Consider the following 25,941-nt stretch of genomic DNA (forward strand, 5'->3'; position numbering starts at 1 on the left):
CAGGGATGAACACCTGTGCTCATGACGTGAATCGGGCGGTACCTTCTGTTCCCTGCGAACAACCGGATGGAGGAGCTGTGGGCGTCGAGGTGATCTTCCCGCCGACCGTGGTCGCCGCGATGCGCGCTCAGCTGCCTGCCGTCGCCGAGCAGACCGTGGCCAGCATCGTCGTGGAGGTCACCGACTACGCCGGTGCCTTCTCCGGTGAGATGGGCCGGGCGATCACCAACGCGGTGCAGCTGGCGCTCGGGGGCTTCCTGGAGCTGGCCACCACGACCGACGGCGCCGACGCCAGCCGGCCGATCGGCCCGGCGCTGGAGGGGGCCTACGCCCTGGGCCGGGGCGAGGCCCGCAGCGGGCGGTCGATGGACGCCCTGCTGGCCGCCTACCGGGTCGGCGCCCGGGTGTCCTGGCGACACATGAGCGACACCGCGGTGGCCGCCGGGCTGTCCGTGGCGTCGCTGGCCCGGTTCGCCGAGCTGGTGTTCGCCTACATCGACCAGCTGTCGGCCGCCAGCGTCGCCGGGCACACCGACGAGCTGGAGACCACCGGCCGGGTGCGCCGCCACCACCGCGAGCGGCTGGGTGCCCTGCTGCTGGCCGCCCGGCCGCTGCACGACCTGACCGCGGCCGCCGAACGGGCCGGCTGGCCCCCGCCCCGGACGCTCACCGCCGTGCTCCTCCCCCAGGCCCGGGCCCGCGGCGCACTCGCGCTGCTGGACGCCCGCACCCTGCAGGTGGACGACGACCCGCCGGGCCTGGACCCCGCGACCGGGTTGACCGTGCTGCTGGTGCCCGACGCCGGGGGCGGCGCCCGGCCGGGGCTGCTGCGTGCGCTGGACGGGCGCGCCGCCGTGGTCGGCCCGCCCCGTCCGTGGTCGGCGGTGGCGGTCTCCTACGCCCGGGCGCTGCGGGTGCTCGAGCTCGGCTTCACCGCCGAGGAGCCGGCCCCGCTGGACACCGAGCAGCGGCTGCCCGACCTGGTGCTGCGCGCCGACGAGGAGGCGCTGGCCGACCTGCGGGCCGCCGTCCTGGCGCCGCTGGACGAGGTGAGCCCCGCCGTGCGGGAGAAGCTCACCGCGACGCTGCGTTCCTGGCTGCTGCACCACGGCCGACGCGAGCAGGTGGCCGCCGAGCTGTTCGTGCACCCGCAGACCGTGCGGTACCGGATGGGCCAGCTGCGCGACCTCTACGGCGAGCGGCTGGACGACCCGCAGACCGTGCTGGCGCTCACCGTCGCGCTCGGCGCACGCACCGGCTGAGCGCCCCGGCAGCCAGGGACCCGGCCTGCTCAGGAGCCGTAGCGCATCGCCCGGGCCTCGACGTCGAACAGGACGTCGTCGGCGGCGGCGGGGCTGGCCTCGCCGCGGCGGCGGGCGTCCAGCACCGCCTCCCGTTCGGCCTCGGTGGCGCGGGCGAGCAGGTCCCGCAGCGCAGGCCCCCGTCCCGCGCCCGAGCCGCCGTCGACCAGGCTCTCGACGTCGTTCCGGTAGCCCAGCCGCGCCTCGTACTGGCGCAGCACGGCGGCCCGGACGTCGTCGGGCACGTCCTCGGCACCGCGGATCGAGTCCAATGCCGCCTCGGTGACCACCCGGTGCAGCCGCCGCACGTCGGCCGGGACGTCGGAGTCGGTGGCCACGCCGAGCCGGCGGATCAGCGGGGCGAGGGTCAGGCCCTGCAGCACCAGGGTCACCACGACCACGAGCAGCGACACCAGCACCACCTCCTCCCGCGCCGGGAAGGCGTCCCCGGTGTCGATGGTCGCCGGCAGCGCCAGCGCGGTGGCGACGGTGACCACACCGCGCATCCCGGCCCACGACGCGACGGCCGACTCGCGCCAGCCGTACGGGGTGGCCGAGTCGGCCCGGCGGGCCCGGCGCCCGGCCAGCCCGGAGGCCAGGAACATCGCTGCGGCCCGCACCCCGATCAGCACCCCGGTCACCGCGGCGGCCACCAGCAGGGTCTGGCCGTCGTCGAAGAGCTCGGTGGTGCCCAGGACGCTGATCAGCTCGACCCCGAGGAAGCCGAACAGCAGGCCGCTGACGGCGAACTCGACGTACTGCCACACCTGCCGGCCGAGCACCCAGCCCGCCGAGGTGATCTCGCTGGTGGCCGTGGTCCGCAGGTACAGGCCGGCGGCGAGCACGGCCAGCACGCCGGAGGCACCGACGTGCTCGGCGAGCAGGTACATGGCGAACGGGACGGAGAGGGTCACCGTGGTCTCGGTGGCCGCGTCGTCCAGCCACCCCAGGGCCTTGCGGGCGAGCCAGCCGCCGGCCAGGCCCAGCGCGGTGCCACCGAGCACCGCCGTCGCCAGACCCCAGCCGATCTCGGCCACCGAGACGCCGCCGGCCACGACCGCCATCACGGAGAGCTGGTAGATCACCAGCGCCGTGGCGTCGTTGAACAACCCCTCGCCCTCGAGGATGGTGACCAGCCGCGGTGGCAGGTTGAGCCGCTTCGCGACGGCCGTGGCCGCCACCGGGTCGGGCGGGGCGACGATGCCGCCGAGCACGATCGCCACCGCCCACGGCAGACCGAGGGCGTGCCCGACGACGGCGACGACGGCCGCCGTCACCACGGTCAGCGCCACGGCCAGACCGAGGATGGGGCGGGCCGCCTCGCGCAGCTCGCGCAACGACGTCGACTGCGTCGTGGCGAACAGCAACGGCGGCAGGACCAGCGGCAGGATGAGGTCCGGCGGCAGGTCGGGGGCCGGCACCACCGGCAGGGCGCCCAGGGCCAGCCCGTAGACGGTCAGCAGGACCGGCTGCGGGACGCCGATCCGGTCGGCGACCGGGGTGAGCACCACGACCCCCAGCAGCAGGAGCCCGAAGAGCACGAGGGCGTCCACCGCTCAGCCCCGCACGCGTGGTGCGTCGGCGGTCCGCGCCGGACGCGGACACTGGTCGGCTGCTGCGGGCATGAGGGGACTCCGGGTGCTCGGTCGGGCGCGGTGACCGCGCACCCCTACCCGGGCATCGCCCGAGATCACCTCCCGCTCCGTGTCCCGGTCAGGCGCGGTCCTCCTCACCCTGCGGGCGGCGCAGCGCCGGGACCCCGCCCTGCGCCCGCTCCCCCGGTTCGATGCCGAGGTCGCGCAGCAGCTCGGCGTCGGCGACCGTGTCCACCGAACTGCCCAGCACCTGACGGGCGCGGGCCGCGTCCTCGGAGCGGCCACCCCCGTCGAGCGCCCGGATCACGTTGTCCCTGTCGATCCGCATGTCTCGTCCTCCTCCACGGGCCGTCCGGCCCGGTCTGTGGGTGCCTCTCTGCGTCGACCACGGCGGTGCCCGGCGGGGCACACGAGACCCCGGGCAGCGGCCACCCGGGGGCGCGTGCCCCGCCCGCGCTCACCGGCCGGCCGGGGGCGCAGCCAGTACGGACAGCACCGCAGCGGCCACCGACGCCCCGCCGCTGACCACCGCCACCCGCCGGTACGCCGGCCACCGGCGCACCACCGCCACCATGCTGAGCGCGTGCAGGGCGTCGAGCGCCGCGCCGGCGACCACCGGCCGGCGGGTCGGCCGGACGAGGACGACGGCCTGCTGCAGCAGCAGCCGCGCACCCAGCACCCGCACCACCCAGGACGGCGGTGCCCCGTCGCCGCCGACCGCCCGGGTGACCGCGGCCGGGCGGCTGACCAGCGCGGCCCCCCAGCCGGCGGACACCACGGCGACGCCCCGGGTCAGCGCCCGGCGCCGGGTCCGGTCGGTGGTCACCGCCGGCGGAGCAGTGTCGCGGCACCGGCGAGGGCTGCGGCGCCGAGCGCGGCGACCGCGCCGTGGTGGCGGCCGGCCCAGAGCTGCGGGTCCCGGGTCCACGCCTGGTCGTCGAAGCGGCCGTGGGCCCCGAAGTCCTGCCCGTCGGGTCCGTCGGCCGGCTCCCAGAGGTCGACCGGGTCGTCGGGGCGGGTTTCCCGGCTGGTGAGCTGCCCCTGCACCCCGCTGCGGGCGAGGTACCAGTCCATGAACTGCGGCCAGACCTTCTCGCCCAGGATCGTGTAGACGGTGGGGGTGCCCACGTACCAGGCCCGGCGTCGCGGGTGCTCGGCAGCGTGCACCATCGCCCCGGCGACGACCTCCGGCTGGTAGATCGGCGCGACCGGCTGCGGGCGGGTGGGCAGCCGGTTGAGCACCCAGTCGAACTGCGGGGTGTTCACCCCGGGTGCGTTGACCATCGTGACGTGCACGCTGCTGCCCTCGTCCCGCAGCTCGGTGAGCAGCGACTCGGTGAACCCCTTGATGGCGTGCTTGGCCCCGCAGTACACGCTCTGCAGCGGGATGCCGCGGTAGGCCAGTGCCGACCCGGTCTGCACGACGACCCCGCGGTCACGGGGCTTCATCCGGGTGAGCGCCGACCGGGTGCCGTTGACGAAGCCGAGGTAGGTGACGGCGGTGGCCCGCTCGTACTCCGCCGGGGTGATGTCGGTGAACCGGGCGAACACCGTGGTGAAGGCGCAGTTGCACCACACGTCGATCGGCCCGAGCTCGGCCTCCACCCGGTCGGCGGCGGCGTCCACGGCGGCGGCGTCGGCGACGTCCACCGGCACCACGAGCGGGGTGCCCCCGGCCGCCCGTACCTCCTCGGCGGCGGCGGCGAGCCCCTTCTCGCCCCGGGCCAGCAGCGCGACCCGATCGCCCCGCCGGGCGAAGGCGACCGCGGTGGCGCGGCCGATCCCCGCGCTCGCCCCGGTCACGACGACGACCGAGCTCGTCCGGACGCTCATGAGCGGAACTGCTGGATCTTGTCCCTGGCCACCGTGGCGATCGTGGCCACCTTGTTCGGCTGGCCGCGCAGGAACGCCTCGGTGAAGTGCTTCGCCTGCTCGTACTGGATCTTGCCGGGCATCGGCGGCTCGTCCGGGTTGACCGAGACGTCCAACAACGCCGGCCCGTCGGCGGCGAGGAACTCCCGCACCGCGTCGCGCAGCCGGGCCGGGTCGGTCACCTTCTCCCCGTGCCCGCCGCAGGCCCGGGCCCAGGCCGAGTAGTCCGGCTCCGGTGCCGGGTAGCGGACGGCGAACTCCGGGTCGCCCAGGATGATCTGCTCCCACAGGATCTGGCCCAGCGAGTTGTTGTTGTTGATCACCATCTTGATCGGCAGCCCGTTGCGGGTGGCGGTGAGGAAGTCGGCCATCAGCATGGCGAACCCCCCGTCGCCGACGAAGCCGATCACCTGCCGGTCGCGGGATGCGTACTGCATGGCGATGGCGTAGGGCAGCCCCGGAGCCATGGTGGCGAGGTTGCCCGAGAGGTAGAACTCCCGGCCGCCCCGGATCGTCCAGTGCCGGGCCGCCCAGGTGGCGATGGTCCCGGAGTCGCAGGTGAGGATGGCGTCATCGCTGGCCAGCTCGTCGATGACGTGCATCAGGTACTGCGGGGCGATCGGCTCCCGGGCCGGTGTCTCCAGCGCCGCCATGTCCTCCCGCCACTTCCGCATCGCCGACTGTGCCTGCTCCAGGAAGGAGCGGTCGGTCTTGCGGGTGACCATGCCCAGCAGCGCGGCGGCGCCCTCCTTGGCGTCCCCGACGACCGGGGCCTCGGTGGGCATCCGGGAGCCGATCCGGCCGCCGTCGAGGTCGATCTGCACCGTGCGCACCCCGCGCTCGGTGGGCAGGTACTTGGTGTAGGGGTAGTTGCTGCCCAGCAGCAGCAGGGTGTCGCAGCCGTCCATCACGTCCTCGGACGGGCCGGTGCCCAGCAGCCCCAGCCCGCCGGTGGTGAACTCCGAGTCGTCGGGGACGACGGCCTTGCCCGGCAGCGACTTGACGATCGGCGCAGCCAGCGCGTCGGCCAGCGCCAGCACCTCGTCCCGGGCGTGCAACGCACCGGCACCGGCCAGGATCGCCACCTTGCTCCCCGCGTTCAGCACGTCCGCGGCGCGCTGCAGGTCCGCGGTACGCGGCGCGGTGGGCGCCGGGTGGTGGACGGGCAGGGTCACCGCGGGCTCGCCCGGGCTGGGGCTGGCGTAGGGCGAGGAGACCTCGGCGATCTGGATGTCGTTGGGCACGCTGAGGTGTGCGACGCCCCTGGTCGACAGCGCGTTGCGCACGGCGAGGTCGACCGCTGCCGGCACCTGCGCCGGGTTGGCGATCAGCAGGTTGTAGGCCGTCGCCACATCGGCGAAGGGCTTGGTGAGGTCGACCTCCTGCTGGTAGGCCGTGCCCATGATCGAGGTCTCCTGCGAACCGGTGATCGCCAGCACCGGCATGTGGTCCAGCTTGGCGTCGTACAGGCCGTTGAGCAGGTGGATGCCGCCCGGCCCGCTGGTGGACAGGCACACGCCGAGCTTGCCGGTGGACTTGGCGTAGCCGCAGGCCATGAACGCCGCGGCCTCCTCGTGGTGCACCAGGAGGAACTCGATCTCGCCGGCGTGCCGGCGGAACCCCTCCATGATCCCGTTGATGCCGTCTCCGGGGAGGCCGAAGACGACCTCGACGCCCCAGTCGATCAGCCGCTTGACGAGCGCTTCCCCGACGGTCTCCTTGGCCATGTCGATCCTCTGCTCAGCTGAGCTCGGGCCGCCGGGGCTGGGCGACGGGCTCTCCGAGCACCGCTACCCGTTGCCCCCTGCACCAATCACCGTGCCGACGGCGGATCGCCGGCTCGGTACCCCACGGGACCTGCCGTGCACCTGCTCCTGCTCCTGCTCCTGCTCCTGCTCCACTCATCACCTGGTCCACCCATGCACCCGCCGTCCGGCGGCGTGCTGCGCCCCGCCCGCAGCAGTGAGCTCGGGTTCGGCAACGCCGGCAGCGGGCACACGACGCCCCGTGCCGGCTCACGGAGCCGGTGGGACCGGCCCGAGCGCCGGCGCCCGGACCGCCGAGCCAGGGCATGCCGTGCACCGATCGAGGGGGGACATGGCCGGCTGGCTCTCCGTCCACCGCAGTGCTGTGGCGCCGCCGAGCTGCCCGCTGCCGTTCCAGCTGTCCCGCCCCGGTGCGCCCGTCACCCGGCCGGGCCGGCTCAGGGCAGCAGCACGATCTTGCCCCGGGTGTGCCGCTGCTCCAGCTCGGTGAACGCCGCGCGCACCTGCTCCAGCGGGTAGCTGGCGGCGATCGGGACGGCCACCTGGCCGGCGACGATGGCCTGCGCCAGCTCGTCGAGCACTGCCGGGCTGGCCACCTCCCCGCCGCCCTTCGCCTGCACCCCCAGCTCCTGCGCCGCGCCGAAGTCGATGATCGTGTCGATCCGCTCGCGGCTGACCCCGAGGTCGACCGCGAGCTGCACGTACCCGCCGCCGAAGGTGTCGATGAAGGCGTCGATGCCCCCGGGGGCAGCGTCCTGCAGCCGGTCGGCGAGGCCGTCCCCGTACGCCACCGGGGTGACCCCCAGGCCGCGGAGCCAGTCGGCGTTGGCCTCCGACGCGATGCCGACGACCTGCGCCCCCCGGGCCCGCAGCAGCTGGACGGTGATCGAGCCGACCCCGCCCGTGGCACCGCTGACCGCGACGGTGTCCCCGGCCTCCGCCCCGACCGCCTGGATCGTCGCCCAGGCGGTGACCCCGGCGACGTAGAGCGAGCCGGCCGCCTCCCAGGAGACTGCTGCCGGCTTGTGCGTCAGTTGGCCGGCCGGCACCACGACGTACTCCGCGTGGCTGGCCCGCTGCTCGGTCCAGCCGAACACCTCGTCCCCGACGGCGAACCCCTCGACGCCGGTGCCGGCCTCGACGACCACGCCGGCGAGGTCGCTGCCCTGCCCCGAGGGGAACGTCGCCGGGTAGACCGACTCCATCGCCCCCTGCCGGATCGCCGCCTCACCGGGGTTGATCGCGGCCGCCCGGACGGCGACGAGCACTTCCCCCGAGGTCGGGTGCGGCATCGGGACGTCGACGACCTGCAGGACGTCGCGGTCTCCGTAGTGGTCGAACTGCACTGCCTGGGGCACGGTGGGGCTCCTTCTCCGGTGGGTGGGCTCTCCGGTGCCGAGTGGTCCGGTGCCGAGTGGTCCGGTGCACCGACGTCCGGTGTCCCCGGCGGGGTGGAGGACGTCGGGGGGCGACTCGCCTCCGTGACCGCCACGCAGGCTCTGTGCTGCGTCCTGACAGCCGGCCCGGCCGCGACGGGGACGCCTCCGAGGACGTCTTCGGGCGCCGGTGCTGGGCGCCGGGAGCGAGCCGGTCGATGCGACCCGCACCCACCCCGTCATCGTGGGCCCGCAACGGCGGGCACCGCAACGCGGCGCCGGGCGCACACCGGTCTGCGGGTGAGACCGCGCCGCGATGCATCACGGGCCGACCCGTCCGGGTACTCCCGGTTCGAGGCAGCACGAGCAGGGAGGGCCGATGTCCGCGACCACCGAACCGTTCGCCGACCGCAGCGAGGCAGGCCGTGCGCTCGCTGACCGACTCGCCGGGCACACCGGTCCCGGGCTGGTGGTGCTCGGCCTCCCCCGGGGCGGGGTGGTGGTCGCCGCCGAGGTCGCCCGGGCGCTCGGGGCAGCCCTCGACGTCGTCGTCGTCCGCAAGGTCGGGGTGCCGTGGCGACCCGAGCTCGCCATGGGCGCGATCGCCGCGGTCGACGCCGACGTCGAGACGGTGCACGAAGAGCGGGTGCTGGACCAACTCGGCGTCGACGACGAGGCCTTCGCCCGTGCCCGCGACCGGGAGGTGACCGAGCTGCGCCGCCGGGAGGCCGCCTACCGGCAGGGGCGCCCGGTCACCCCGCTGGCCGGGCGGGCGGTGCTGGTGGTCGACGACGGCCTGGCCACCGGATCGACGATGCGTGCCGCGCTGGCCGCGGTTCGCCGGCAGGCGCCCCGCCGGCTCACCGTGGCCGTACCGGTGGCCTCGCCCACGGTGTGCGGCCGGCTGGCCACCGAGGTCGACGAGGTCGTCTGCCTGTGGGCGCCGGCGTCGTTCTCCTCGGTCGGGCAGGGATACCGGGACTTCCGCGCGACCAGCGACGACGAGGTCCGGGCTGCCCTGGCCGGGCCCCCCACCGGCTGACCGGTCCGCCGTCCCGACGGATGGCATGCGCCTGTCTGCATACCGGCCCGGTGACCGGGTAGGTGGGCGGAGTCGCGCCACCGATCCCGGGCTGCTCAGCAGCGGCCGCCCCGCACCGGCGCCGACTCCCACCGCCACACCCGGACGCCGCGCGTCCCGGTGCCGGCCGTCCCCCAGCGAGAGGAACCCGATGAAGGCCGTCGTCTACCGCGGACCGAAGAACGTCGCCGTCGAGGAGCGCCCCGACCCGACCATCCAGGCGCCCACCGACGCTGTCATCCGGCTCACCACCACCAACATCTGCGGCTCGGACCTGCACATGTACGAGGGCCGCACCTCCGTCGAGGAGGGCAAGGTCCTCGGCCACGAGAACATGGGCATCGTCGAGGCCGTCGGCGAGGGCGTCGACCGGGTCAAGGTCGGCGACCGCGTCTCGGTGCCCTTCAACATCGGCTGCGGCTCCTGCCGCAACTGCACCGACGGGTGGACGTCGTTCTGCCTGCGCGCCAACCCCACCGAGGGCATGGACGGCGCGGCCTACGGCTACGCCAACATGGGCCCCTACGACGGCGGGCAGGCCGAGTTCCTGCGCGTGCCGTGGGCCGACTTCAACCTGCTCGAGCTGCCCGAGGGCACCGAGCACGAGAACGACTTCACCATGCTGTCGGACATCTTCCCGACCGGCTGGCACGGCGTGGAGCTGTCCGGGTTCCAGGTCGGTGACCGGGTGGCGGTCTTCGGCGGTGGCCCGGTCGGGCTGATGGCCGCGCACAGCGCGATGATCCGCGGCGCCTCCCAGGTGTTCGTCGTCGACAAGGAGAACGACCGGCTCGCGTTGGCCGGGAAGTACGGCGCCACCCCGATCGACTTCAGCGCCGGCGACCCGGTGCAGCAGATCCTCGACGCCACCGGCGGGCGCGGCGTCGACCGCGGCGTGGAGGCCGTGGGCTACCAGGCGCACGACCACTCCGGGCAGGAGCACCCCGAGCTGGTGCTGGACAACCTGGCCCAGGTGGTGCGCTCCACCGGCGGGATCGGTGTGGTCGGCGTCTACATGCCCTCCGACCCCGGCGCGAACAGCGACCTGGCCAAGGAGGGGCGCATCCCCTGGCAGTTCGGCACGTTCTTCACCAAGGGCCAGTCGATGGGCACCGGCCAGGCGCCGGTCAAGCGCTACAACCGGCAGCTGCGCGACCTGATCATCGAGGGCAAGGCCAACCCCGGTCTGATCACCAGCCACGAGCTCGGCCTGGACCAGGCGGTCGAGGGATACCGCAACTTCGACGACCGGGTCGACGGCTGGACCAAGGTGCTGCTCAAGCCCGGCGCCTGACGCACGACCCGCCGTCGCGTCCCGCCGACCCCGGGACGGCGACGGCGGGCCCGAGGCACACCCGTCCGGCCCACGACCCGCAGGCCGGCCGGACGGCACACCGACCCAGGAGGAGAAGACATGAAGGCAGTGGTGTGGCACGGCGTCGGGGACATCCGGCTCGACGACGTCCCCGACCCCCAGATCCAGGACCCCACGGACGCGATCATCGAGGTGACCGCCAGCGGCATCTGCGGCACCGACCTGCACTTCGTCCGCGGCACGATGCCCGGCATGGTCGAGGGCACGATCCTCGGCCACGAGGCCGTCGGCGTGGTGCGCGAGACCGGCTCCGGGGTGCGCAACCTGCGCCCCGGTGACCGGGTGGTCATCCCCTCGACCATCGGCTGCGGGTACTGCTCCTACTGCCGCGCCGGGTACTACGCCCAGTGCGACAACGCCAACCCCAACGGCGGCGCGGCCGGCACCTGCTTCTTCGGCGGCCCGCAGACCACCGGCCCGGTGAACGGCCTGCAGGCGCAGTACGCCCGCATCCCGTACGCCAACGTCGGCCCGGTGTGGCTGCCCGAGGAGGTCAGCGACGACGCGGCGATCCTGCTGTCGGACATCTACCCCACCGCCTGGTTCGGCGCGCGGCTGGCCGACGTCTCCGACGGCGACACCGTGCTGGTGCTCGGCGCCGGCCCGGTGGGCCTGTTCGCGGTGACCAGCGCCTTCCAGCAGGGCGCCGGCCGCGTGCTGGTCGTCGACGGCATCGCCAGCCGGCTGGACCAGGCGCGGGCCCGCGGTGCCGAGGCGATCGACTTCAACGCCGAGGACCCGGTCGAGGTCGTCAAGGAGCTCACCGGCGGGATCGGCGTGGACCGGGTGATCGACGCCGTCGGCGTGGACGCCCAGCGCCCGAAGTCCGGCCCGGCGGCGGAGCAGGCCGCGCAGCAGGCGGAGCAGTTCGACGCCGAGCGTTCCCAGGTGGCCCCGGAGCAGAACCCGCACGGGCAGACCTACGTCGCCGGGGACGCACCCAGCCAGTCGCTGGAGTGGGCCGTGCAGGCCGTCGCCAAGGCAGGCAGCATCGGCGTGATCGGTGTCTACCCGCCGCAGATGACCGCGTTCCCGACCGGCGCGGCGATGAACAAGAACCTGAGCATCAAGATGGGCAACTGCAACCACCGGCGGTACATCCCGCACCTGCTCGACCTGGTGCGCACCGGTGCGATCGACCCCTCGACGGTGCTCACCCAGGTCGAGGACATGCCGACGGTGCTGGCGGCCTACGAGACCTTCGACCAGCGGCAGAGCGGCTGGACCAAGGCCGTCATCGCGCCCTGACCCGCAGGGGGCGGGGGCTCGCCGGTCGTCGACCGGCGGGCCCCCGTCGCGGTCAGCCGTCCGCGGCCGGACGACGGGTGAGCTCGACCAGGCTGCGCAGGCAGTGCTCGCGCAGCGGCTCGGGGAAGCCGTCGGCCAGCCGGTAGTAGACGACCCGGCCCTCCTTGCGGCTGACCACGAAGCCCGCGGTGCGCAGCAGCCGGAGCGCGTAGCCGACGGCGTCCTCGGTGGCGTCGAGGGCCAGGGCGAGGTCGCCGACGCAGAGCTCCTCGACCAGGTCGAGGGCGTACAGCACCCGGGCCCGCGTGGGGTCGGCGAGCAGGCTGAGCGCGGCGGTGAGCTGACCGGCGTCGTCCCGGCTGGGCACCCGGGCCCGGGCGGCGGCGACCCGGGCCGGGTCCACGGGGTGGGTGTGATCGGACACCGCCGCGGGATGCCCACCCGTGGCTACGGTTACCCGCACGATCGCACGGGTATGCGGCTGCCCGGCCCAGCCACCGGCCGCACCGCCACGAGGGGAGGTCCACGTGACGGCCCACCTCAGCCTCGCGCTCATGCTCGCCGTGGCGGTGGGCGGGGTGCTCGCCGCGTACCTGGTGCACCGCCGGACGTCGGTGGCAGTGCGACCGCTCCCCACGCTGCCGTTCCTGTCCGGCTGGCGGCCCGCCGAGCACGCGCTCTCCCGGTTCGAGGCGCGGTGGTACCCGCTCACCCTGCTCTTCCTCGCCTTCGACGTGGAGATGCTCTACATGTACCCGTGGGCGACGGTGGTCGCCCAGATCGGCGTCTCGGCGGTGGTCGAGATGTTCGTCTTCCTCGGCGTCCTGATGGCCGGGGTGCTGTGGGCCTGGCGCGAGGGGGCCCTGGAATGGGTCTGATCGGGCGGCTGGCCGCGCGCCGCACCGCCGTGCTGGTCGCCGAGGTGCCGGGCTGGGCACGCACCCGGTGCGCCGTGGAGCAGCAGGTGCGGTCGCGGGGCTGGCGCCTGGCCGACTCCCCCGCCGACGCCGACCTGCTCGTCGTCTGCGGCGACCCCGGACCCCGGTTCGCCGCCGCCCTCGACCTGGTCTGGGCGCAACTGCCCGGCCCGCGCGCCCGCGCGCAGGTGCTCGACCCGGCCGGCGTGGCAGCGGCGCTGGACGACGCCGCCGCCCAGCTCGCCGACGAGGCCGCCCAGCGCCACGACGCCGGTGCCCGCCCGGACGAGCCTCCGCAGGGCGTGCCGGCCACCGACACCTCGATCGGCGCGGACGCCGCCGACGCGCCTGACGACGACGCGCCTGACGACGACGCGCCCGACGACGACGCGCCCGACGACGACGCGGACGGGGCGGCCCCGCCGGCTTGGGACGACCCGCACCCCGGCTCGACCGATCAGGACGAGACCGACCAGGACGACGGGGAGGCCCCCGGGGCTGACGAGGCCACGGGCGACAGCGACCACGACGGCGACACGGACGACGACAGCATGGGCGACGGCGACATGAGCCACGGCGACATGGGCGACGGCGACATGGGCGGCATGGACATGCCGATGCCCGGTGGCATCCCGCTGGCCGGCGGCGCCGGTGACGAGGAGCTCCCCGACCCCGACGGCCTCGACCTGGACGTGCTCCACCTGCCGCTCGGCCCGGTGCTCCCCCACTGGCCGGCCGGCCTGCTGCTGCACACCACCGTGCAGGGTGAACGCATCGTCGCCGCCCGCGCCGAGGTGCTCGAGCCCGCCGCTGATGCGCCGGCCGGCGGCTCGCTGCACGGCACCCCCGCCGGCCGCTGGGACGCGGTGGCCACCCTGCTCGCGCTCGCCGGCTGGGCGGACACCGCCGCCGCGGCTGCCCGGCTCCGGGACGCCGCGCTCACCGACGCCGTCCCTGAGCGCGAGTCAGAGCGGCTGGCCCGCCGGGTGCGCCGCTCCCGGCTGCTGCGCTGGTCGCTGCGCGGGGTCGGCGTGCTGCCGGAGGGTGACGCTGCCGACCGGCTGGCGCACTGGCTGGCCGGCACCGCCCACGGGCAGCCGATCACCCTCCAGCAGGTGGCCGACCTGGTGACCGGCCTGGACCTGGCCACCGCCCGGCTGGTGGTGGCCAGCCTCGACCTGGACACCACCGCTCGCGAGCCGGTCCCGGTGGAGGGGGCGTGACCGTCGTCCAGGTGTCCGCCGGCTGGGTGCCGTTGGCCGCCGCACTGCTGCTCACCGTGGCCACCGCCGCGGCGGCGCTGGACGGCGTGCTGGCGGCCCGGGCAGGCGGCCGCCCGCTGGGCGAGGGGCTGCTCACCCCGGCCGCGGAGACCGCCCGGCTGTTCCGGCAGCGCCGGCGGACCACGGTCGCCGCCGACCTGCCGCTGCAGCGGATCGGCGGCGCCGGCCTGCTGACCGCGGCGCTGCTGATGGTCACCGTCGTCCCGTTCGGCCGGTGGACCGTGGCGGACCTGTCCGTCGGCGTCGTCTGGTTCAACGCCATGGACGTGCTGCTCTGGGCGGCGCTGTGGCTGGCCGGGTGGGGGCCGAACAGCGTGCACCCGCTGGTCGCCGGGCATCGTTTCCTGGCCCAGGCGCTGTCCTACGAGCTGCCGCTGATGTTCGCCCTCACCACCCCGGCGGTGGCGGCCGGCAGCCTGCGGCTGGGCGACCTGGTGGCCGCCCAGTCCGGCCTGTGGTTCGTGGTCTGGATGCCGGTCGCCTTCGTCGTCTTCTGCGCCGGGGTGCTCGCCTTCTCCGCGTGGGGCCCCTTCAGCGCCGCCCTCGGCGGCGGGGCGACCGGTGGGGTGCTGGCCGAGTCGGCCGGGGTGGACCGGTGGCTGGTCACCGCCGGCCGGTACGCGCTGCTGACCGCCGGGGCGGCCTTCGGCGCGACCGCCTTCCTGGGTGGTGGGCACGGCCCGCTGCTGCCGGCCTGGCTGTGGGTGCTGGTGAAGACCGCGCTGCTGCTGGCCGTGCTGGTCGCGCTGCGCCGCCGGCTGCCGGTCGTGCGGCCCGAGCGGTTGACGGTGCCGGCCTGGCTGGTCGTGCTACCGCTGGTGCTCGTGCAGCTGCTGGTCGTGTCCGTCGTCGTCGTGGTGCGGGGGTGAGGCAGTGCTGAGCGGGATCGTCTTCTGGGTGCTGGCGGTGGTGGCGGTCGCCGCCGGGGTCGCCGTCTTCCGGGTCGACTCGATGGCCCGGGCCACCTACGCGCTGGCCGCCTCGTTCGTCGCCGTCGGCCTGTCGCTGCTGCTGCTGGACCTGCAGTTCCTCGGCGTCATGACGGTGCTGATGATGGTGATGGAGATGGCGATCATGGCCATCTACATGATCATGTTCATGGGGATGAACCCCGCGCTCATGCCGATGAGCATGGTGCACGGCAAGCGCCCGGCCCTGCTGATCTCGGTCGGCACCTTCGCGGTGCTGGCCACCGGTGCGCTCCTCGTTCCCTGGCCCACCCGGCGGGGCGCACCGGCCGCGGACCTGGTCACCTCGCTCGGTGAGGCCGTCATGGAGTCGAAGATGCTGGTGATGCTGACCGTCTCCCCGGTCCTCTTCGCCACGATCGTCGCCGCCCTGGTGCTCGCGCTGCCGCGCAGCCGCTACGACCGGCTGGGTGCCGACCTGCGTGGGAGGGCCGACCGGTGACGTTGCAGACCGTCCTGCTCGTGGCCGCGGCGCTGTTCAGCATCGGCCTCTACGGCGCCATCTCCCAGCAGGTCGTGGTGATGGTGATGATGGGCCTGGAGCTGATGCTCAACGGCGTCATCCTGGCCGCCGCCGGCTTCTGGTGGTTCCTCTCCCCCGCCCCCGACGGGCAGGTGCTGCTGCTGGTCGTCATCACCGCGATGACCGTGGAGATGGCGATGGGCTTCGCCGTGGCCACCCTGCTGCACCGGTCGAAGCAGTCGGACATGACCGACATGGCCACGGACCTCGCGCAGTGACCGGCCTGCTCTGGACGGCGGCCGCGCTGCCCGCCGCCGTCGGCGCGCTGCTGTGCGTCCTGGGCCGGCGGGCCGACCGGGTCGCGCCCGGCGTCGGCGTCGGGACGGCGGCGGTGGTGCTCGCCGTGTCGGTGCTCGTCGCGCTGGACCGACCGGTCACCGAGGTCCCCTTCCTGCCCGGCGCCGTGTTCGGGCTGGCCGTCGACCCGCTCGCGGCCGTGGTGCTGCCGGCGGTGGCCGCGGTGACCCTGCTGGTGCTGGTCTTCTCCGCCGGCGACGTCTCCGGCGCCCGGGCCCGGTTCACCGGGCTGATGCTGCTGTTCGCCGCAGCGGTCGTCGTCACCGTCACGGCCAGCACGCTGCCCGCGCTGCTGTTCGCCTGGGAGGTGATGGGCGCGACCTCCTATGCGCTGATCGGCTTCCGGTGGCAGCAGGAACACCGGGTCGGCGCCGGGCTGAACGCGTTCCTGACCACCCGCACCGCCGACCTCGGCCTGTACCTGGCCGCCGGCGCCGCGCTGGCCGGCGGCGCGGGGCTGGCGCTGGACGAGCTCGCGGCGGCCGGCGGGCCGTGGCTGCACGTTGCCGCGGCCGGGGTGCTCGTCGCCGCGCTGGGCAAGGCCGCGCAGCTTCCGTTCACCGCGTGGCTGTCCGCCGCGATGCAGGGTCCGAGCCCGGTCAGCGCGCTGCTGCACTCGGCGGCGATGGTGGCGATGGGCGGGTACCTGCTGCTGCGGATGGCACCGCTGCTGGCCGCCACCGGCTGGGCCGCGACGACGGCGGCCTGGGTCGGTGCGCTGACCGCGCTGCTGCTCGGCGCGGTGGCCGTCGCCCAGCGCGACCTCAAGCAGCTGCTCGCTGCCTCCACCGCCGCCCAGCTGGGTTTCGTGGTGCTCGGCGCCGGGGTCGGCTCGGTCGCCGGCGGCACTGCGCACCTGGTCGCGCACGCCTCGACCAAGGCGCTGCTGTTCCTGGTGGCCGGTGCGTGGCTGAGCGCACTGGGCACCAAGCAGCTGGCCGCGCTGCGCGGTGCCGCCCGGCGCTGGCCGCTGGTCGGGGTCTGCGCCGCGGTCGGTGCGCTGGCGCTGGCCGGCGTGGTCCCGCTGTCGCTGTGGGCGACCAAGGACGCGGTGCTCGCCGGTGCCCGGCACGAGTCCCTGGCGCTTTACGTCGTCGGGCTGGCGGGTGCGGCGCTCTCCGCGGCGTACGCGGGCAAGGTGCTCTGGCTGGTCTGGCAGCAGCTGCCCGCCGACCCCGGCTACGACACCGAGGAGCAGGGCACCCGGCGGGTCGGCGTCCTGGAGCAGGCGCCGCTGGTGGTCCTCGCCGCCGGCGCCGCCGTCCTCGGCCTGCTGGCCCTGCCCCCGGTCGGCGACGCGCTGCGCCGTCTCCTCGGTGAGAGCGGTGCCGCCAGCCCGGCGGTGTGGGAGATGGCCCTCTCCGCGGCGCTGGCCGTCGCCGGGGTCGCGCTGCTGGCGTCGGGGCGGGTGCGCGGCCTGTCCTGGGGGCCGCTGGGCCGCTGGCTGTCCGGCTGGCTCGGGCTCCCCCGGCTCACCACCGTGCTCGTCGTCCGGCCGGTGCTCGGGCTCGCCGAGGGGCTGGCCCGGTTCGACGACGCGGTGCTGGCCCGGGTCGTGCGCGGCGCCGGCCGCGGCGCACTGCGCACGGCCGGGACCGCCGCCCGGTTCGACGACTCCGTGCTCGACCGCGTGGTCCGCGGCTCGGCCAGCACCGGGGTCCGGCTGGCGAACGCGGCCGGCCGGGCTGACGAGGCCGGGCCGGACGCCGCCGTCCGGTCGCTGGCCGCGGGCACCCGCCGGCTGGGGGCGCTCGCCCGCCGCACCCAGACCGGCTGGGTGCACCAGTACTACGTCCAGGCCGCCGTGGTGCTCGCCGCCGCGCTGGCCCTCCTGCTGGCCGTGAGGTGAGCCCGTGCTCAGTCTGATCATCTTCCTGCCCCTGGCGGTGGCGGCCGTGCTCGCCGTCGTGCCGGTGCCCGACCGGGTGGCCCGCTGGAGCTGGATCGGGGCGACCGTCGCCGACCTGGCGCTGGTCGTCTGGCTCTGTGCGGCCTACGAGTCCCCGGCCGGGAGCGGGCTGGCGTTCGAGCAGCAGGTGCGCTGGATCCCGACGGTGGACAGCAGTTACCACGTCGGGGTCGACGGACTGTCGCTGCCGCTGCTGGCGCTGACCGCCGTCGTCTTCGCCGCCTGCGCGGTCTACGGGCTGCGCGAGCAGCACCGGCCGCGGGCGCTGGTCGCGCTGTTCCTGGCGCTGCAGACCACCTGCCTCGGGCTGTTCGCCGCGCAGGACCTGATCCTGTTCTTCGTCTTCTTCGACCTGTCGATCGTCGGGATGTACGCCGCGATCGCCGGCTGGGGCACCGGCCGCAACGCCGGCCGGTCGGCGCTGCAGTTCTTCCTGTATACGTTCCTGGGCAGCCTGGCGCTGCTGCTGGGCTTCATCGGGCTGTTCCTCGCCGCCGACCCGCACACCTTCGACATCCCCACGCTGGTCGCCGCCGCCCCGCTGGCCGACGCACCGGTGGCCGGCGGGTTCGTGCTGGCCGCGCTGCTGGTCGGGCTGGCGATCAAGACCCCGACCGTCCCGTTCCACACCTGGCTGCCCCCGGCGCACACCGACGCCTCGGCGATCGGGTCGGCGGTGCTGGCCGCGGTGCTGCTGAAGATGGGCACCTACGGGTTCGTCCGGATCGCCATGCCGGTGCTGCCCGACGCCTGGCAGGCCGCAGCCTGGGTGGTCATCGCGGTCGGCATCCTCTCCGCCCTCTACGGCGCGCTGGTCGCGCTGGCGCAGACCGACGTCAAGCGGATGATCGCCTACACCTCGATCAACCACATGGGCTACGTGGTGCTCGCGGTCGGCGCGGCCGGGCTGGCCGGCTCCGGGACGGCGGCGCGCGAGCTCGCGGTGACCGGGGCGGTGACCCAGATGGTCAGCCACGGGCTCACCACCGGGGCGCTGTTCCTGCTGGCCGGGGTGCTGCACGACCGCACCGGCAGCTACGCGATGCGCGACTTCGGCGGCCTGGCCCGCACCGGGCCGGTGTTCGCCGGGCTGTTCGGGGTGGCCGCCTTCGCCTCGCTGGGCATCCCGGCGTTCAGCGGCTTCGTCGCCGAGTTCCAGGTGTTCGCCGGCAGCGTCGGGGCCACGGCATGGGCGGCGATCGCGCTGCCCGGGATCCTGATCACCGCCGCGCTCTTCCTGCGGGCGGTGCAGCTGATGCTCGCCGGCGCTCCCGGCGGGCGGTCGATCGGCTTCACCGACGTCCGGGCCGTCGAGGTGGTGCCGGTGGTGACGCTGCTGGCGCTGTCGCTGGCGATCGGCGTCGCACCGTGGCCGCTGCTGGACCTGATCGCGCCGGCCGCGGAGGCCGTCGTGGGCCTGGTGAGCCGATGAGCGGGGCGCGCCGGTGATGCGCCAAGACCCCCTGGCGCTGCTGCCGGAGCTGTTCCTGCTCGGCGGTGCGGTGGCGACCCTGCTCACCGGCTCGTTCCTCCCCCGGCACCGCCAGTGGGCCGCCCGCCTGGTCGCGGTGGCCGCCCTCCTCGCCGCCGCCGTGGCCACCGCCCTCGCCTTCCGCCGAGATGGCCGTTCTGGCGGGACGGCGGAGACGGTGTTCGGGGCGTTCGTGCTGGACACCCCCACCTCGGCCACCCGGCTGGTGGTGATCGCCTCGCTGCTGCTGGTGATCGGGCTGGGCGTCGAGGAGCTGGCCGGGCAGGTGCGGGAGAGCGAGACGTACGCCCTGCTGCTGCTCGGTGGCCTGGGCGCGGTCGTGCTGGCCGCCACCGACGACCTGCTGGTGCTCGCCGTCGGCTTCCTGCTCTCCAGCGTCCCGCTCTACGCGCTGGTCGGGATGTCCCGGGCGGCCGGGGCGGCCGAAGCGGCGCTCAAGACCTACCTGCTCGGCGCCCTGTCCGGGATCTTCCTGCTGCTGGGCGCCACCGTGCTGTACGGCATCGCCGGCAGCACCGCCTACCCCGAGCTGGGCGCCGGCCTCGCCGGGGCGCCGGCGGCGGCGGTCGCCGTCGGCGCGGTCGGGGTGCTCGCCGGCCTGCTGTTCAAGGCCGGCGGGGTGCCGCTGCACTTCTGGGTGCCCGACGCTACCCAGGGGGCGGGCACCGCGGCCGCGGCGTTCCTGACCACCGTGCCGAAGGTGGGGGCGTTGGTCGCCGCCGTCCGGCTGGTCGACGTGCTGCCGGACTCCCTGCCGTGGCCGCTGCTGCTGGGCGTGCTCGCCGCCGCGACGATGACGCTGGGCAACCTGGCCGCGCTGGCCCAGACCGACGCCCGCCGGCTGCTGGGCTGGTCGACGGTCAGCCAGGTCGGCTACCTGCTGATGCCGGTCGCGGTGGTGGGCGCCGGGGCCGGTGCGGTGCCCGCGCTGCTGACCTACCTGGCCGGCTACGCGGTCACCAACCTCACCGCCTTCGCCGTGCTGGCCGCCCGCCCCGGTGCCCGCAGCCTCGCCGACTTCCGCGGGCTCGGCCGCCGGCACCCGGCGCTGGCGACCGCGCTGGTGGTCGGCCTGCTCAGCCTGGTCGGCACTCCGCCGACGGCGGTGTTCATCGGCAAGCTGACGGTGTTCACCGCGGCCTGGGACGGCGGCCTGGCCTGGCTGGTGGTGATCGCCGCGGTCAACACCGTGGTCAGCCTCTTCTACTACCTGCGCTGGCTGGTCGAGGCCTTCCGGCCCGGGGACGGCGGGAACGGCGATCCGTCGGCTCCCTGGGCCACCGGTGCGGCCGTCGCCGGGGCGGTCGGCGTCCTGGCCGTGGGGCTGGGCGCCGGTGCGGTCACCGCCTTGGCCGGTGGCTGACCGCGCGGTCCCCACCCGCGGTGACCCCACCGGCGGTGACCCCACCGGCGGTGACCCCACCGGCGGTGACCCCACTGGCAGTGACCCCACTGGCAGTGACCCCACTGGCAGTGACCGCGCCGGGCCCGGCCGGTCGGGCCGGGTCCGGCGCGGTCAGCGGGTCATCCCCCCGCGCGCTCCTCGCCCGGTGACGACGCGGCCTCGCGGGCGCGCGCCCGCTCGCGCTGCGGTTCCACGGTGTACTTCGGGTCCTTGGCGCTGGTCATCCCGGCGTCGAAGACGCCGAACCGGGTCAGTGCCGAGCCGGCGGCCACCAGCGCACCGCCGGCGACGGCGCCCCAGCGGCGGCGACCGGTGGCCAGCAGCAGGCCGGTGCCGGCTGCGGTGCTCGCCCGGGCGGTCCGGAGCAGCAGCCCCGCCCGGCCGATCCGGTAGGGCTCGCTGACCAGCCCGTGGCCGTGCTCCACCCGATGGGTCATCGCGAGCTCCACGGCCGCGCCGGCGATCGCCAGCCGGCGGGCCGGTGCCGCCTCGTCGACCGGGGTGAACACGGTGCACAGGGCACCGCCGCCGGCCGCCGCGGAGCCGGCGAACAGGTAGGGCAGCTCCCGGTGCGGCTCGTGCCAGGAGGGCACCGAGGTGTTGGCCAGCAGTACCGCGGTGTAGGTGGTCATCGGCCCACCGAGCACGGCGGCCACCGCCCCGGTGACCCGGCGCAGCCGGGGGAACCAGCCCAGCAGCTGGGCACCGGCGGTCGCTGTGGTCAGCGCGCTGAACGGGGCCAGCACCCACGAGCCCACCGACAGCGGCGAGGTCACCTTCAGCACCCGCAGCATGTTCAGGAACCGCTCGGGCCGGCCCAGGTCGTGGATCAGGAAGCCGACGCTGGCCAACGCACCACCCGCGGCCACCCGGTGCGCGGCGATCCCGAGCGCCGGGCGGTGGGTCATGTCGGCGAGCGCGCCGAGCATCGCCGACGTACCGGCCGCGCCGCCGAGGAAGAGGTACGCCGGCACGTCAGGCTGCTTCCACACCGGCGGCTTGATCACCGGCCGCCCGTAGTAGGAGGTGAACTCCGCCTCCTCCACCATCGACACACCCGGGTCGTCACCCGCCCGCCGTCGGCGCCGGCCCTCCCGCCGCTGGGCCGGCGCCCCGTCGGCCCGCCGCCAGCCGGCACCGGGCAGAGACACGCCCATCTCGGCGCCCACCTCGGCGCTCACCGCCGGTGCCCGGCGAACGCCGACAGCGCCAGCCCGAAGGCCATCGCCGCCCCGGCGGCCGCGTGCCGCCACATCGACGGCAGGTCGCGGGTGGTGACCACCGGGTCCGGCGGCAGACCGTAGACCTCCGGCTCGTCCAGCAGCAGGAAGAACGCCCCCACCCCGCCGACCCCGTCGGACTCGTCCCGGCCGTAGAGCCGGGCGCCCTCCACCCCGTCGGCCTGCAGCGCCGCCAGCCGGGCGTCGGCCCGGGCCTGCAGCTCGTCCAGGTCACCGAACTGGATCGACTCGGTCGGGCACGCGGTCGCGCAGGCCGGCATCAGCCCGTCGGTCAGCCGGTCGTAGCAGAGGGTGCACTTGAACACCCGGCCGTCGTCCTCGCGCTGGTCGATGACGCCGTAGGGGCAGGCAGGCACGCAGTAGCCGCAGCCGTTGCAGATGTCCTCCTGCACGACCACCGAGCCGTACTCGGTGCGGAACAGCGACCCGGTCGGGCAGACGTCCAGGCAGCCGGCGTGCGTGCAGTGCTTGCACACGTCCGACGACATCAGCCAGCGGATCTCCCGGTCACCGGACTGCGTCTGCTGCGGCGCGGTCTGCTCGGCCGTGGTGGCCGACGCCGGCACCTCCGCGTGCACCACGGGCGGCTCGGCCAGCGGACGTGGCGAGCCGACGTCGCCGGGCCGCCCGACGGTGGGCATCGGCAGGTCCACCGCCCGGCTCTGCTCGACGAAGGCCACGTGCCGCCAGCTGTTCGCCCCGAGCATCCCGGTGTTGTCGTAGGACTCACCGGTCAGGCCCAGGACGTCGACCCGCCCGTCCGCCCCGTCCATCGGGAGGGTGTTCCACTCCTTGCAGGCGACCTCGCAGGCCTTGCACCCGATGCAGACCGAGGTGTCGGTGAAGAACCCGACCCGGGCCGGGTGGTCGGCGTCCGAGGTGCTCTGCCCGACCACGTCCGGCACCGGGCCGAACAGCCGGTTGCCCGGGTCGTCGCCGGTGAAGGCACTGCTGAGCGAGCTGATCGACGTCACGACTTCTCCTCGATGGGGGCTCGTCCGTTGTGCGGCAGCCGACCGCTGCCCGACCCGGCCCGCTGCCGGTACGCCTCGACGTACTCGACGAGGGCCGGGCCGCGGGGGCGCCGTCCGGGCTGCACGTCGCAGGTGGCCACCTTCGACTCCTGGATGTGCACGTTCGGGTCCATGACCACCCCGAGCACCTCGTTGGCCGAGTCGCCGGTGGTGAGGCCGTTGGAACCCCAGTGGTAGGGCAGCCCCACCTGGTGCACCTCCCGCCCGGCCACCCGCAGTGGCCGCATCCGCTCGGTCACCAGCACCCGCGCCTCGATGGCGTTGCGGGCGCTGACGATCGTCGCCCAGCCCAGGTGCTCCAGCCCCCGTTCGGCGGCCAGCTGCGGGCTCACCTCGCAGAAGAACTCCGGCTGGAGCTCGGTGAGGTAGGGCAGGTTGCGGCTCATCCCGCCGGCCGTGTGGTGCTCGGTGAGCCGGTAGGTGGTGACGACGTAGGGGAACACCTCGCTCTGCGCCGGGTTGGGCCGGTTCCACGCCCCGCGCAGCTCTTCCCGCGCCGGGTTGGCCTGGCGGGAGTAGAGCGGGTTGGGCACCGGGGACTCGGCCGGCTCGTAGTGCGAGGGCATCGGGCCGTCGGCCAACCCGGACGGCACGAACAGCCAGGCCTTCCCGTCGTTCTGCATGATGAACGGATCGGCGCCGCCGATGCCGTCCTCGGCCTGGGCGTCGTCCGGCGGCACGTAGTCCGGGCGCTTGGTCGCCTGGAAGTCCGGCACGTCCGGGCCGGTCCACCTCCCGGCGTCCTCGTCCCAGTACACGTACGCCTTGCGCTCGCTCCACGGCTTGCCCGCGGGGTCGGCCGAGGCGCGGTTGTACAGCGTCCGCCGGTTCATCGGCCACGCCCAGCCCCACTCGGGGGCCACCCAGGTCTGCTCGCGGTGCGGCTTGCGCCGGGCGGCCTGGTTGACCTCGTCGGCGTAGACGCCGGAGTAGATCCAGCAGCCGCACGCGGTGCTGCCGTCGTCGGCCAGCTCGGTGTAGCCGGAGACCGCCGTCCCGTCCGGCCCGGTGCCGCTGATCTCCCGGAGCACCGCATCGGCGCTCGGCTCGCGCAGCGGACCGTGCGTGGGGTAGTCCCAGGTGAGGTCCAGCAGCGGGCGGTCCCGCGGGTCGGTGGAGCCGGCCAGCTTCTCCCGGATGAGCCGGCCCAGGTGGAAGTAGAACCACAGGTCGCTGCGGGCGTCGTCCGGTGGCTCGACGGCCTGGTGGTGCCACTGCAGCAGCCGCTGGGTGTTGGTGAAGCTGCCGTCCTTCTCCACGTGCGTGGCGGCGGGCATGAAGAAGACCTCGGTGCCGATGTCCTCGGTCCTCAGCTCGCCGGTCTCCAGCTCGGGACCGTTCTGCCAGAAGGTGGCCGACTCGATCAGCTGGAGGTCCCGGACCACCAGCCATTCCACGTTGGCCAGCCCGAGCCGGGCCAACTTGCCGTTCGCGTGGCCCACCACCGGGTTCTCCCCGGCCAGGAAGTAGCCCGGGACCTTGCCCTGGATCTGCTGGGCGATGGTCTGGTAGGTGCTGTGGTTGCCGGTCAGCCGGGGCAGGTGACCGAAGGCGAAGTCGTTCTCCGGCGTCGCCGCGTCACCCCACCAGGCCTTGAGCAGGCTGACCGCGTACTTCTTCATGTTGCCCCAGTAGCCGACCGATCCGGCCGCCTCGCCGATGAAGTCGTCGAGGTCCCGGTGCTCGCTGGCGTGCGGCATCGGGATGTAGCCGGGCAGCAGGTTGTACAGCGTCGGGATGTCGGTCGAGCCCTGGATGCTGGCGTGCCCGCGCAGCGCCAGGATGCCCCCGCCGGGGCGGCCCATGTTGCCCAGCAGCATCTGCAGCACGCTGGCGGTGCGGATGTACTGCACGCCCACGGTGTGGTGGGTCCAGCCCACCGAGTAGACGAACGCGCTGGTGCGCTCCCGGCCGGAGTTGGCCGTCAGCGCCTCGGCGATGCGGGTGAAGACCGCCGGCTCCAGCCCGCAGACCTCGTGCACCATCTCCGGGGTGTACCGGGCGTAGTGCCGCTTGAGCACCTGGAAGACGCACCGCGGGTGCTCCAGCGTCTCGTCCCGCTTCGGCTTGCCGCCCACGGTGATCCCACCGCTGCCGGCCTCCTCCGACCGGCTGACCTCGTGCGTCTCCTCGTCACCGGCGCCGCGCCCGCCCTCCTCGCGGTTGGTGCCCGGGGCCCCGGAGGCGCCCGGCTGCGGCGACTGCCGCTGGCCGGCGGCCGCGGTCACCTGGGTGCCCTCGTACTGCCAGCTGGACTCGTCGTAGACGCCCTTCTCCGGGTCGTAGCCGGAGAAGACGCCGTCCAGGTCCTCGGTGTCGGCGAAGTCCTCCCGCAGGATCGCCGCCGCGTTGGTGTAGTTGACGACGTAGTCGCGGAACTCCTTGCCGTTGCGCAGCACGTGGTTGATCAGGCCGCCGAGGAAGGCGATGTCGGTGCCGGCCCGGATCGGGGCGTGCACGTCGGCCAGCGCGCTGGTCCGGGTGAACCGCGGGTCGACGTGGATGACCGTCGCCCCGCGCGCCTTGGCCTCCATCACCCACTGGAAGCCCACCGGGTGCGCCTCGGCCATGTTCGAACCCTCGATGACGATGCAGTCGGAGTTCGCCAGGTCCTGCTGGAACATCGTGGCGCCGCCACGACCGAACGAGGTCCCGAGACCCGGGACCGTGGAGGAGTGCTATATGCGGGCCTGGTTCTCGACCTGCACGGCGCCCATCGCCGTGTAGATCTTCTTCATCAGGTAGTTCTCCTCGTTGTCCAGCGTCGCCCCGCCGAGGCTGGCTATGCCCATCGTCCGGTTGACCGTCATGCCGTCGACCTCGTCCTGCCAGGTCTCCCGGCGGGTGGCGATCACCCGGTCGGCGATCATGTCCATCGCCGTGTCCAGCTCCAGCGGCTCCCAGTCGGTGCCGTGCGGACGCCGGTAGAGCACCGTGGTCTGCCGGGTCGGGCTGGTGACCAGGTTGCGGCTGGCCGCTCCCTTCGGGCAGAGCCGGCCGCGGCTGATCGGCGAGTCGGGGTCGCCCTCGATCTGCACGACCTGCTCGTCCTTCACGTACACCCGTTGCCCGCAGCCCACCGCGCAGTAGGGGCAGATGCTCTTGGCCACCCGGTCGGCGCTGGCGGTGCGGGCCACCAGCGAGTCCGTCTTCGCGCTCCGCACGGCGTCACCCCGGCCGAAGGGGTCACCGTCGGTCAACTGCCGGAACACCGGCCAGGCGTTCAACCACGTCTTCATCGCAACCTCTTCTCGGACG

Annotated in this window: 21 protein-coding genes and 1 pseudogene; 12 read left to right on the forward strand and 10 right to left on the reverse strand. The window is 74.5% G+C overall.

What is annotated here, in order from left to right:
* The first annotated feature begins 77 nt into the window (after positions 1 to 77).
* Entirely contained in the window at positions 78 to 1,262 is a 1,185-nt protein-coding gene (locus tag Q1A09_RS01760; RefSeq protein WP_299951368.1) for a CdaR family transcriptional regulator, read from the forward strand.
* Positions 1,263 to 1,291: 29 nt separating this feature from the next.
* On the opposite strand, the gene Q1A09_RS01765 is transcribed toward Q1A09_RS01760, so the two are convergent.
* The 6 genes from Q1A09_RS01765 to Q1A09_RS01790 form a co-directional block, all read right to left on the reverse strand.
* Entirely contained in the window at positions 1,292 to 2,854 is a 1,563-nt protein-coding gene (locus Q1A09_RS01765) for a Na+/H+ antiporter (protein ID WP_299951371.1), read from the reverse strand.
* A gap of 160 nt (positions 2,855 to 3,014) precedes the next feature.
* Positions 3,015 to 3,224, reverse strand: coding sequence for a hypothetical protein (locus Q1A09_RS01770; RefSeq protein WP_299951374.1), 210 nt, complete (start codon positions 3,222 to 3,224; stop codon positions 3,015 to 3,017).
* 129 nt (positions 3,225 to 3,353) lie between these two features.
* Entirely contained in the window at positions 3,354 to 3,722 is a 369-nt protein-coding gene (locus Q1A09_RS01775; RefSeq protein WP_299951377.1) for a hypothetical protein, read from the reverse strand.
* Positions 3,719 to 4,729, reverse strand: coding sequence for an SDR family oxidoreductase (locus tag Q1A09_RS01780; RefSeq protein ID WP_299951380.1), 1,011 nt, complete (start codon positions 4,727 to 4,729; stop codon positions 3,719 to 3,721). The genes Q1A09_RS01775 and Q1A09_RS01780 overlap by 4 nt, the downstream gene beginning before the upstream one ends.
* Positions 4,726 to 6,495, reverse strand: coding sequence for a thiamine pyrophosphate-dependent enzyme (locus Q1A09_RS01785; protein ID WP_299951382.1), 1,770 nt, complete (start codon positions 6,493 to 6,495; stop codon positions 4,726 to 4,728). The genes Q1A09_RS01780 and Q1A09_RS01785 overlap by 4 nt, the downstream gene beginning before the upstream one ends.
* 476 nt (positions 6,496 to 6,971) lie before the next feature.
* Entirely contained in the window at positions 6,972 to 7,892 is a 921-nt protein-coding gene (locus Q1A09_RS01790) for an NADP-dependent oxidoreductase (RefSeq protein ID WP_299951385.1), read from the reverse strand.
* Positions 7,893 to 8,289: 397 nt separating this feature from the next.
* Here Q1A09_RS01790 and Q1A09_RS01795 point away from each other — a divergent pair, with 397 nt between their 5' ends.
* The 3 genes from Q1A09_RS01795 (at position 8,290) to Q1A09_RS01805 (ending at position 11,614) form a co-directional block, all read left to right on the forward strand.
* Positions 8,290 to 8,952, forward strand: coding sequence for a phosphoribosyltransferase (locus Q1A09_RS01795; protein ID WP_299951388.1), 663 nt, complete (start codon positions 8,290 to 8,292; stop codon positions 8,950 to 8,952).
* 190 nt (positions 8,953 to 9,142) lie between these two features.
* Complete coding sequence (locus Q1A09_RS01800) at positions 9,143 to 10,285, forward strand: glutathione-independent formaldehyde dehydrogenase (protein ID WP_299951391.1); 1,143 nt, start codon at positions 9,143 to 9,145, stop codon at positions 10,283 to 10,285.
* 120 nt (positions 10,286 to 10,405) lie between these two features.
* Positions 10,406 to 11,614, forward strand: coding sequence for a zinc-dependent alcohol dehydrogenase (locus tag Q1A09_RS01805; RefSeq protein WP_299951394.1), 1,209 nt, complete (start codon positions 10,406 to 10,408; stop codon positions 11,612 to 11,614).
* Between the two features lie 52 nt (positions 11,615 to 11,666).
* Here the strand turns inward: Q1A09_RS01805 and Q1A09_RS01810 are convergent, their stop codons facing one another.
* Entirely contained in the window at positions 11,667 to 12,038 is a 372-nt protein-coding gene (locus Q1A09_RS01810; RefSeq protein ID WP_299951397.1) for a helix-turn-helix transcriptional regulator, read from the reverse strand.
* 103 nt (positions 12,039 to 12,141) lie between these two features.
* Here Q1A09_RS01810 and Q1A09_RS01815 point away from each other — a divergent pair, with 103 nt between their 5' ends.
* Genes Q1A09_RS01815 through Q1A09_RS01850 form a run of 8 tightly spaced genes read left to right on the forward strand, consistent with a single transcriptional unit; the run spans position 12,142 to position 20,366 of the window.
* Complete coding sequence (locus Q1A09_RS01815) at positions 12,142 to 12,492, forward strand: NADH-quinone oxidoreductase subunit A (protein WP_299951400.1); 351 nt, start codon at positions 12,142 to 12,144, stop codon at positions 12,490 to 12,492.
* Positions 12,483 to 13,754: a hypothetical protein gene (locus tag Q1A09_RS01820; protein WP_299951403.1), complete on the forward strand. Its 1,272-nt coding sequence runs from the start codon at positions 12,483 to 12,485 to the stop codon at positions 13,752 to 13,754. Before Q1A09_RS01815 ends, Q1A09_RS01820 begins: the two co-directional genes overlap by 10 nt.
* Complete coding sequence (locus tag Q1A09_RS01825; RefSeq protein ID WP_299951406.1) at positions 13,751 to 14,683, forward strand: NADH-quinone oxidoreductase subunit H; 933 nt, start codon at positions 13,751 to 13,753, stop codon at positions 14,681 to 14,683. Before Q1A09_RS01820 ends, Q1A09_RS01825 begins: the two co-directional genes overlap by 4 nt.
* 4 nt (positions 14,684 to 14,687) lie before the next feature.
* Complete coding sequence (locus Q1A09_RS01830) at positions 14,688 to 15,224, forward strand: NADH-quinone oxidoreductase subunit J (RefSeq protein ID WP_299951409.1); 537 nt, start codon at positions 14,688 to 14,690, stop codon at positions 15,222 to 15,224.
* Positions 15,221 to 15,523 carry an NADH-quinone oxidoreductase subunit K gene (locus tag Q1A09_RS01835; protein WP_299951412.1) on the forward strand — a complete coding sequence of 101 codons (303 nt, stop codon included), beginning with the start codon at positions 15,221 to 15,223 and terminating at the stop codon, positions 15,521 to 15,523. The genes Q1A09_RS01830 and Q1A09_RS01835 overlap by 4 nt, the downstream gene beginning before the upstream one ends.
* Complete coding sequence (locus tag Q1A09_RS01840) at positions 15,520 to 17,451, forward strand: proton-conducting transporter membrane subunit (protein WP_299951415.1); 1,932 nt, start codon at positions 15,520 to 15,522, stop codon at positions 17,449 to 17,451. The genes Q1A09_RS01835 and Q1A09_RS01840 overlap by 4 nt, the downstream gene beginning before the upstream one ends.
* A 4-nt stretch (positions 17,452 to 17,455) precedes the next feature.
* Positions 17,456 to 18,943, forward strand: coding sequence for a NuoM family protein (locus tag Q1A09_RS01845; protein WP_299951418.1), 1,488 nt, complete (start codon positions 17,456 to 17,458; stop codon positions 18,941 to 18,943).
* Positions 18,944 to 18,959: 16 nt separating this feature from the next.
* Entirely contained in the window at positions 18,960 to 20,366 is a 1,407-nt protein-coding gene (locus Q1A09_RS01850) for an NADH-quinone oxidoreductase subunit N (protein WP_299951421.1), read from the forward strand.
* Between the two features lie 161 nt (positions 20,367 to 20,527).
* Here the strand turns inward: Q1A09_RS01850 and nrfD are convergent, their stop codons facing one another.
* From nrfD to fdh, 3 genes and pseudogenes are all read right to left on the reverse strand, one after another.
* Positions 20,528 to 21,589 (reverse strand): NrfD/PsrC family molybdoenzyme membrane anchor subunit, encoded by a 1,062-nt coding sequence (nrfD, locus tag Q1A09_RS01855; RefSeq protein ID WP_299951424.1) that lies wholly within the window; start codon positions 21,587 to 21,589, stop codon positions 20,528 to 20,530.
* The gene (locus tag Q1A09_RS01860) at positions 21,586 to 22,623 is read right to left on the reverse strand and encodes a 4Fe-4S dicluster domain-containing protein (protein ID WP_299951427.1); all 1,038 of its coding nucleotides are present in this window, start codon (positions 22,621 to 22,623) and stop codon (positions 21,586 to 21,588) included. The genes nrfD and Q1A09_RS01860 overlap by 4 nt, the downstream gene beginning before the upstream one ends.
* Positions 22,620 to 25,922: pseudogene (fdh, locus tag Q1A09_RS01865) on the reverse strand (formate dehydrogenase). The gene Q1A09_RS01860 and the pseudogene fdh overlap by 4 nt, the downstream one beginning before the upstream one ends.
* Positions 25,923 to 25,941 lie beyond the last annotated feature (19 nt).

This window comes from uncultured Modestobacter sp., assembly GCF_947486615.1.
Taxonomy (GTDB): Bacteria; Actinomycetota; Actinomycetes; order Mycobacteriales; family Geodermatophilaceae; genus Modestobacter.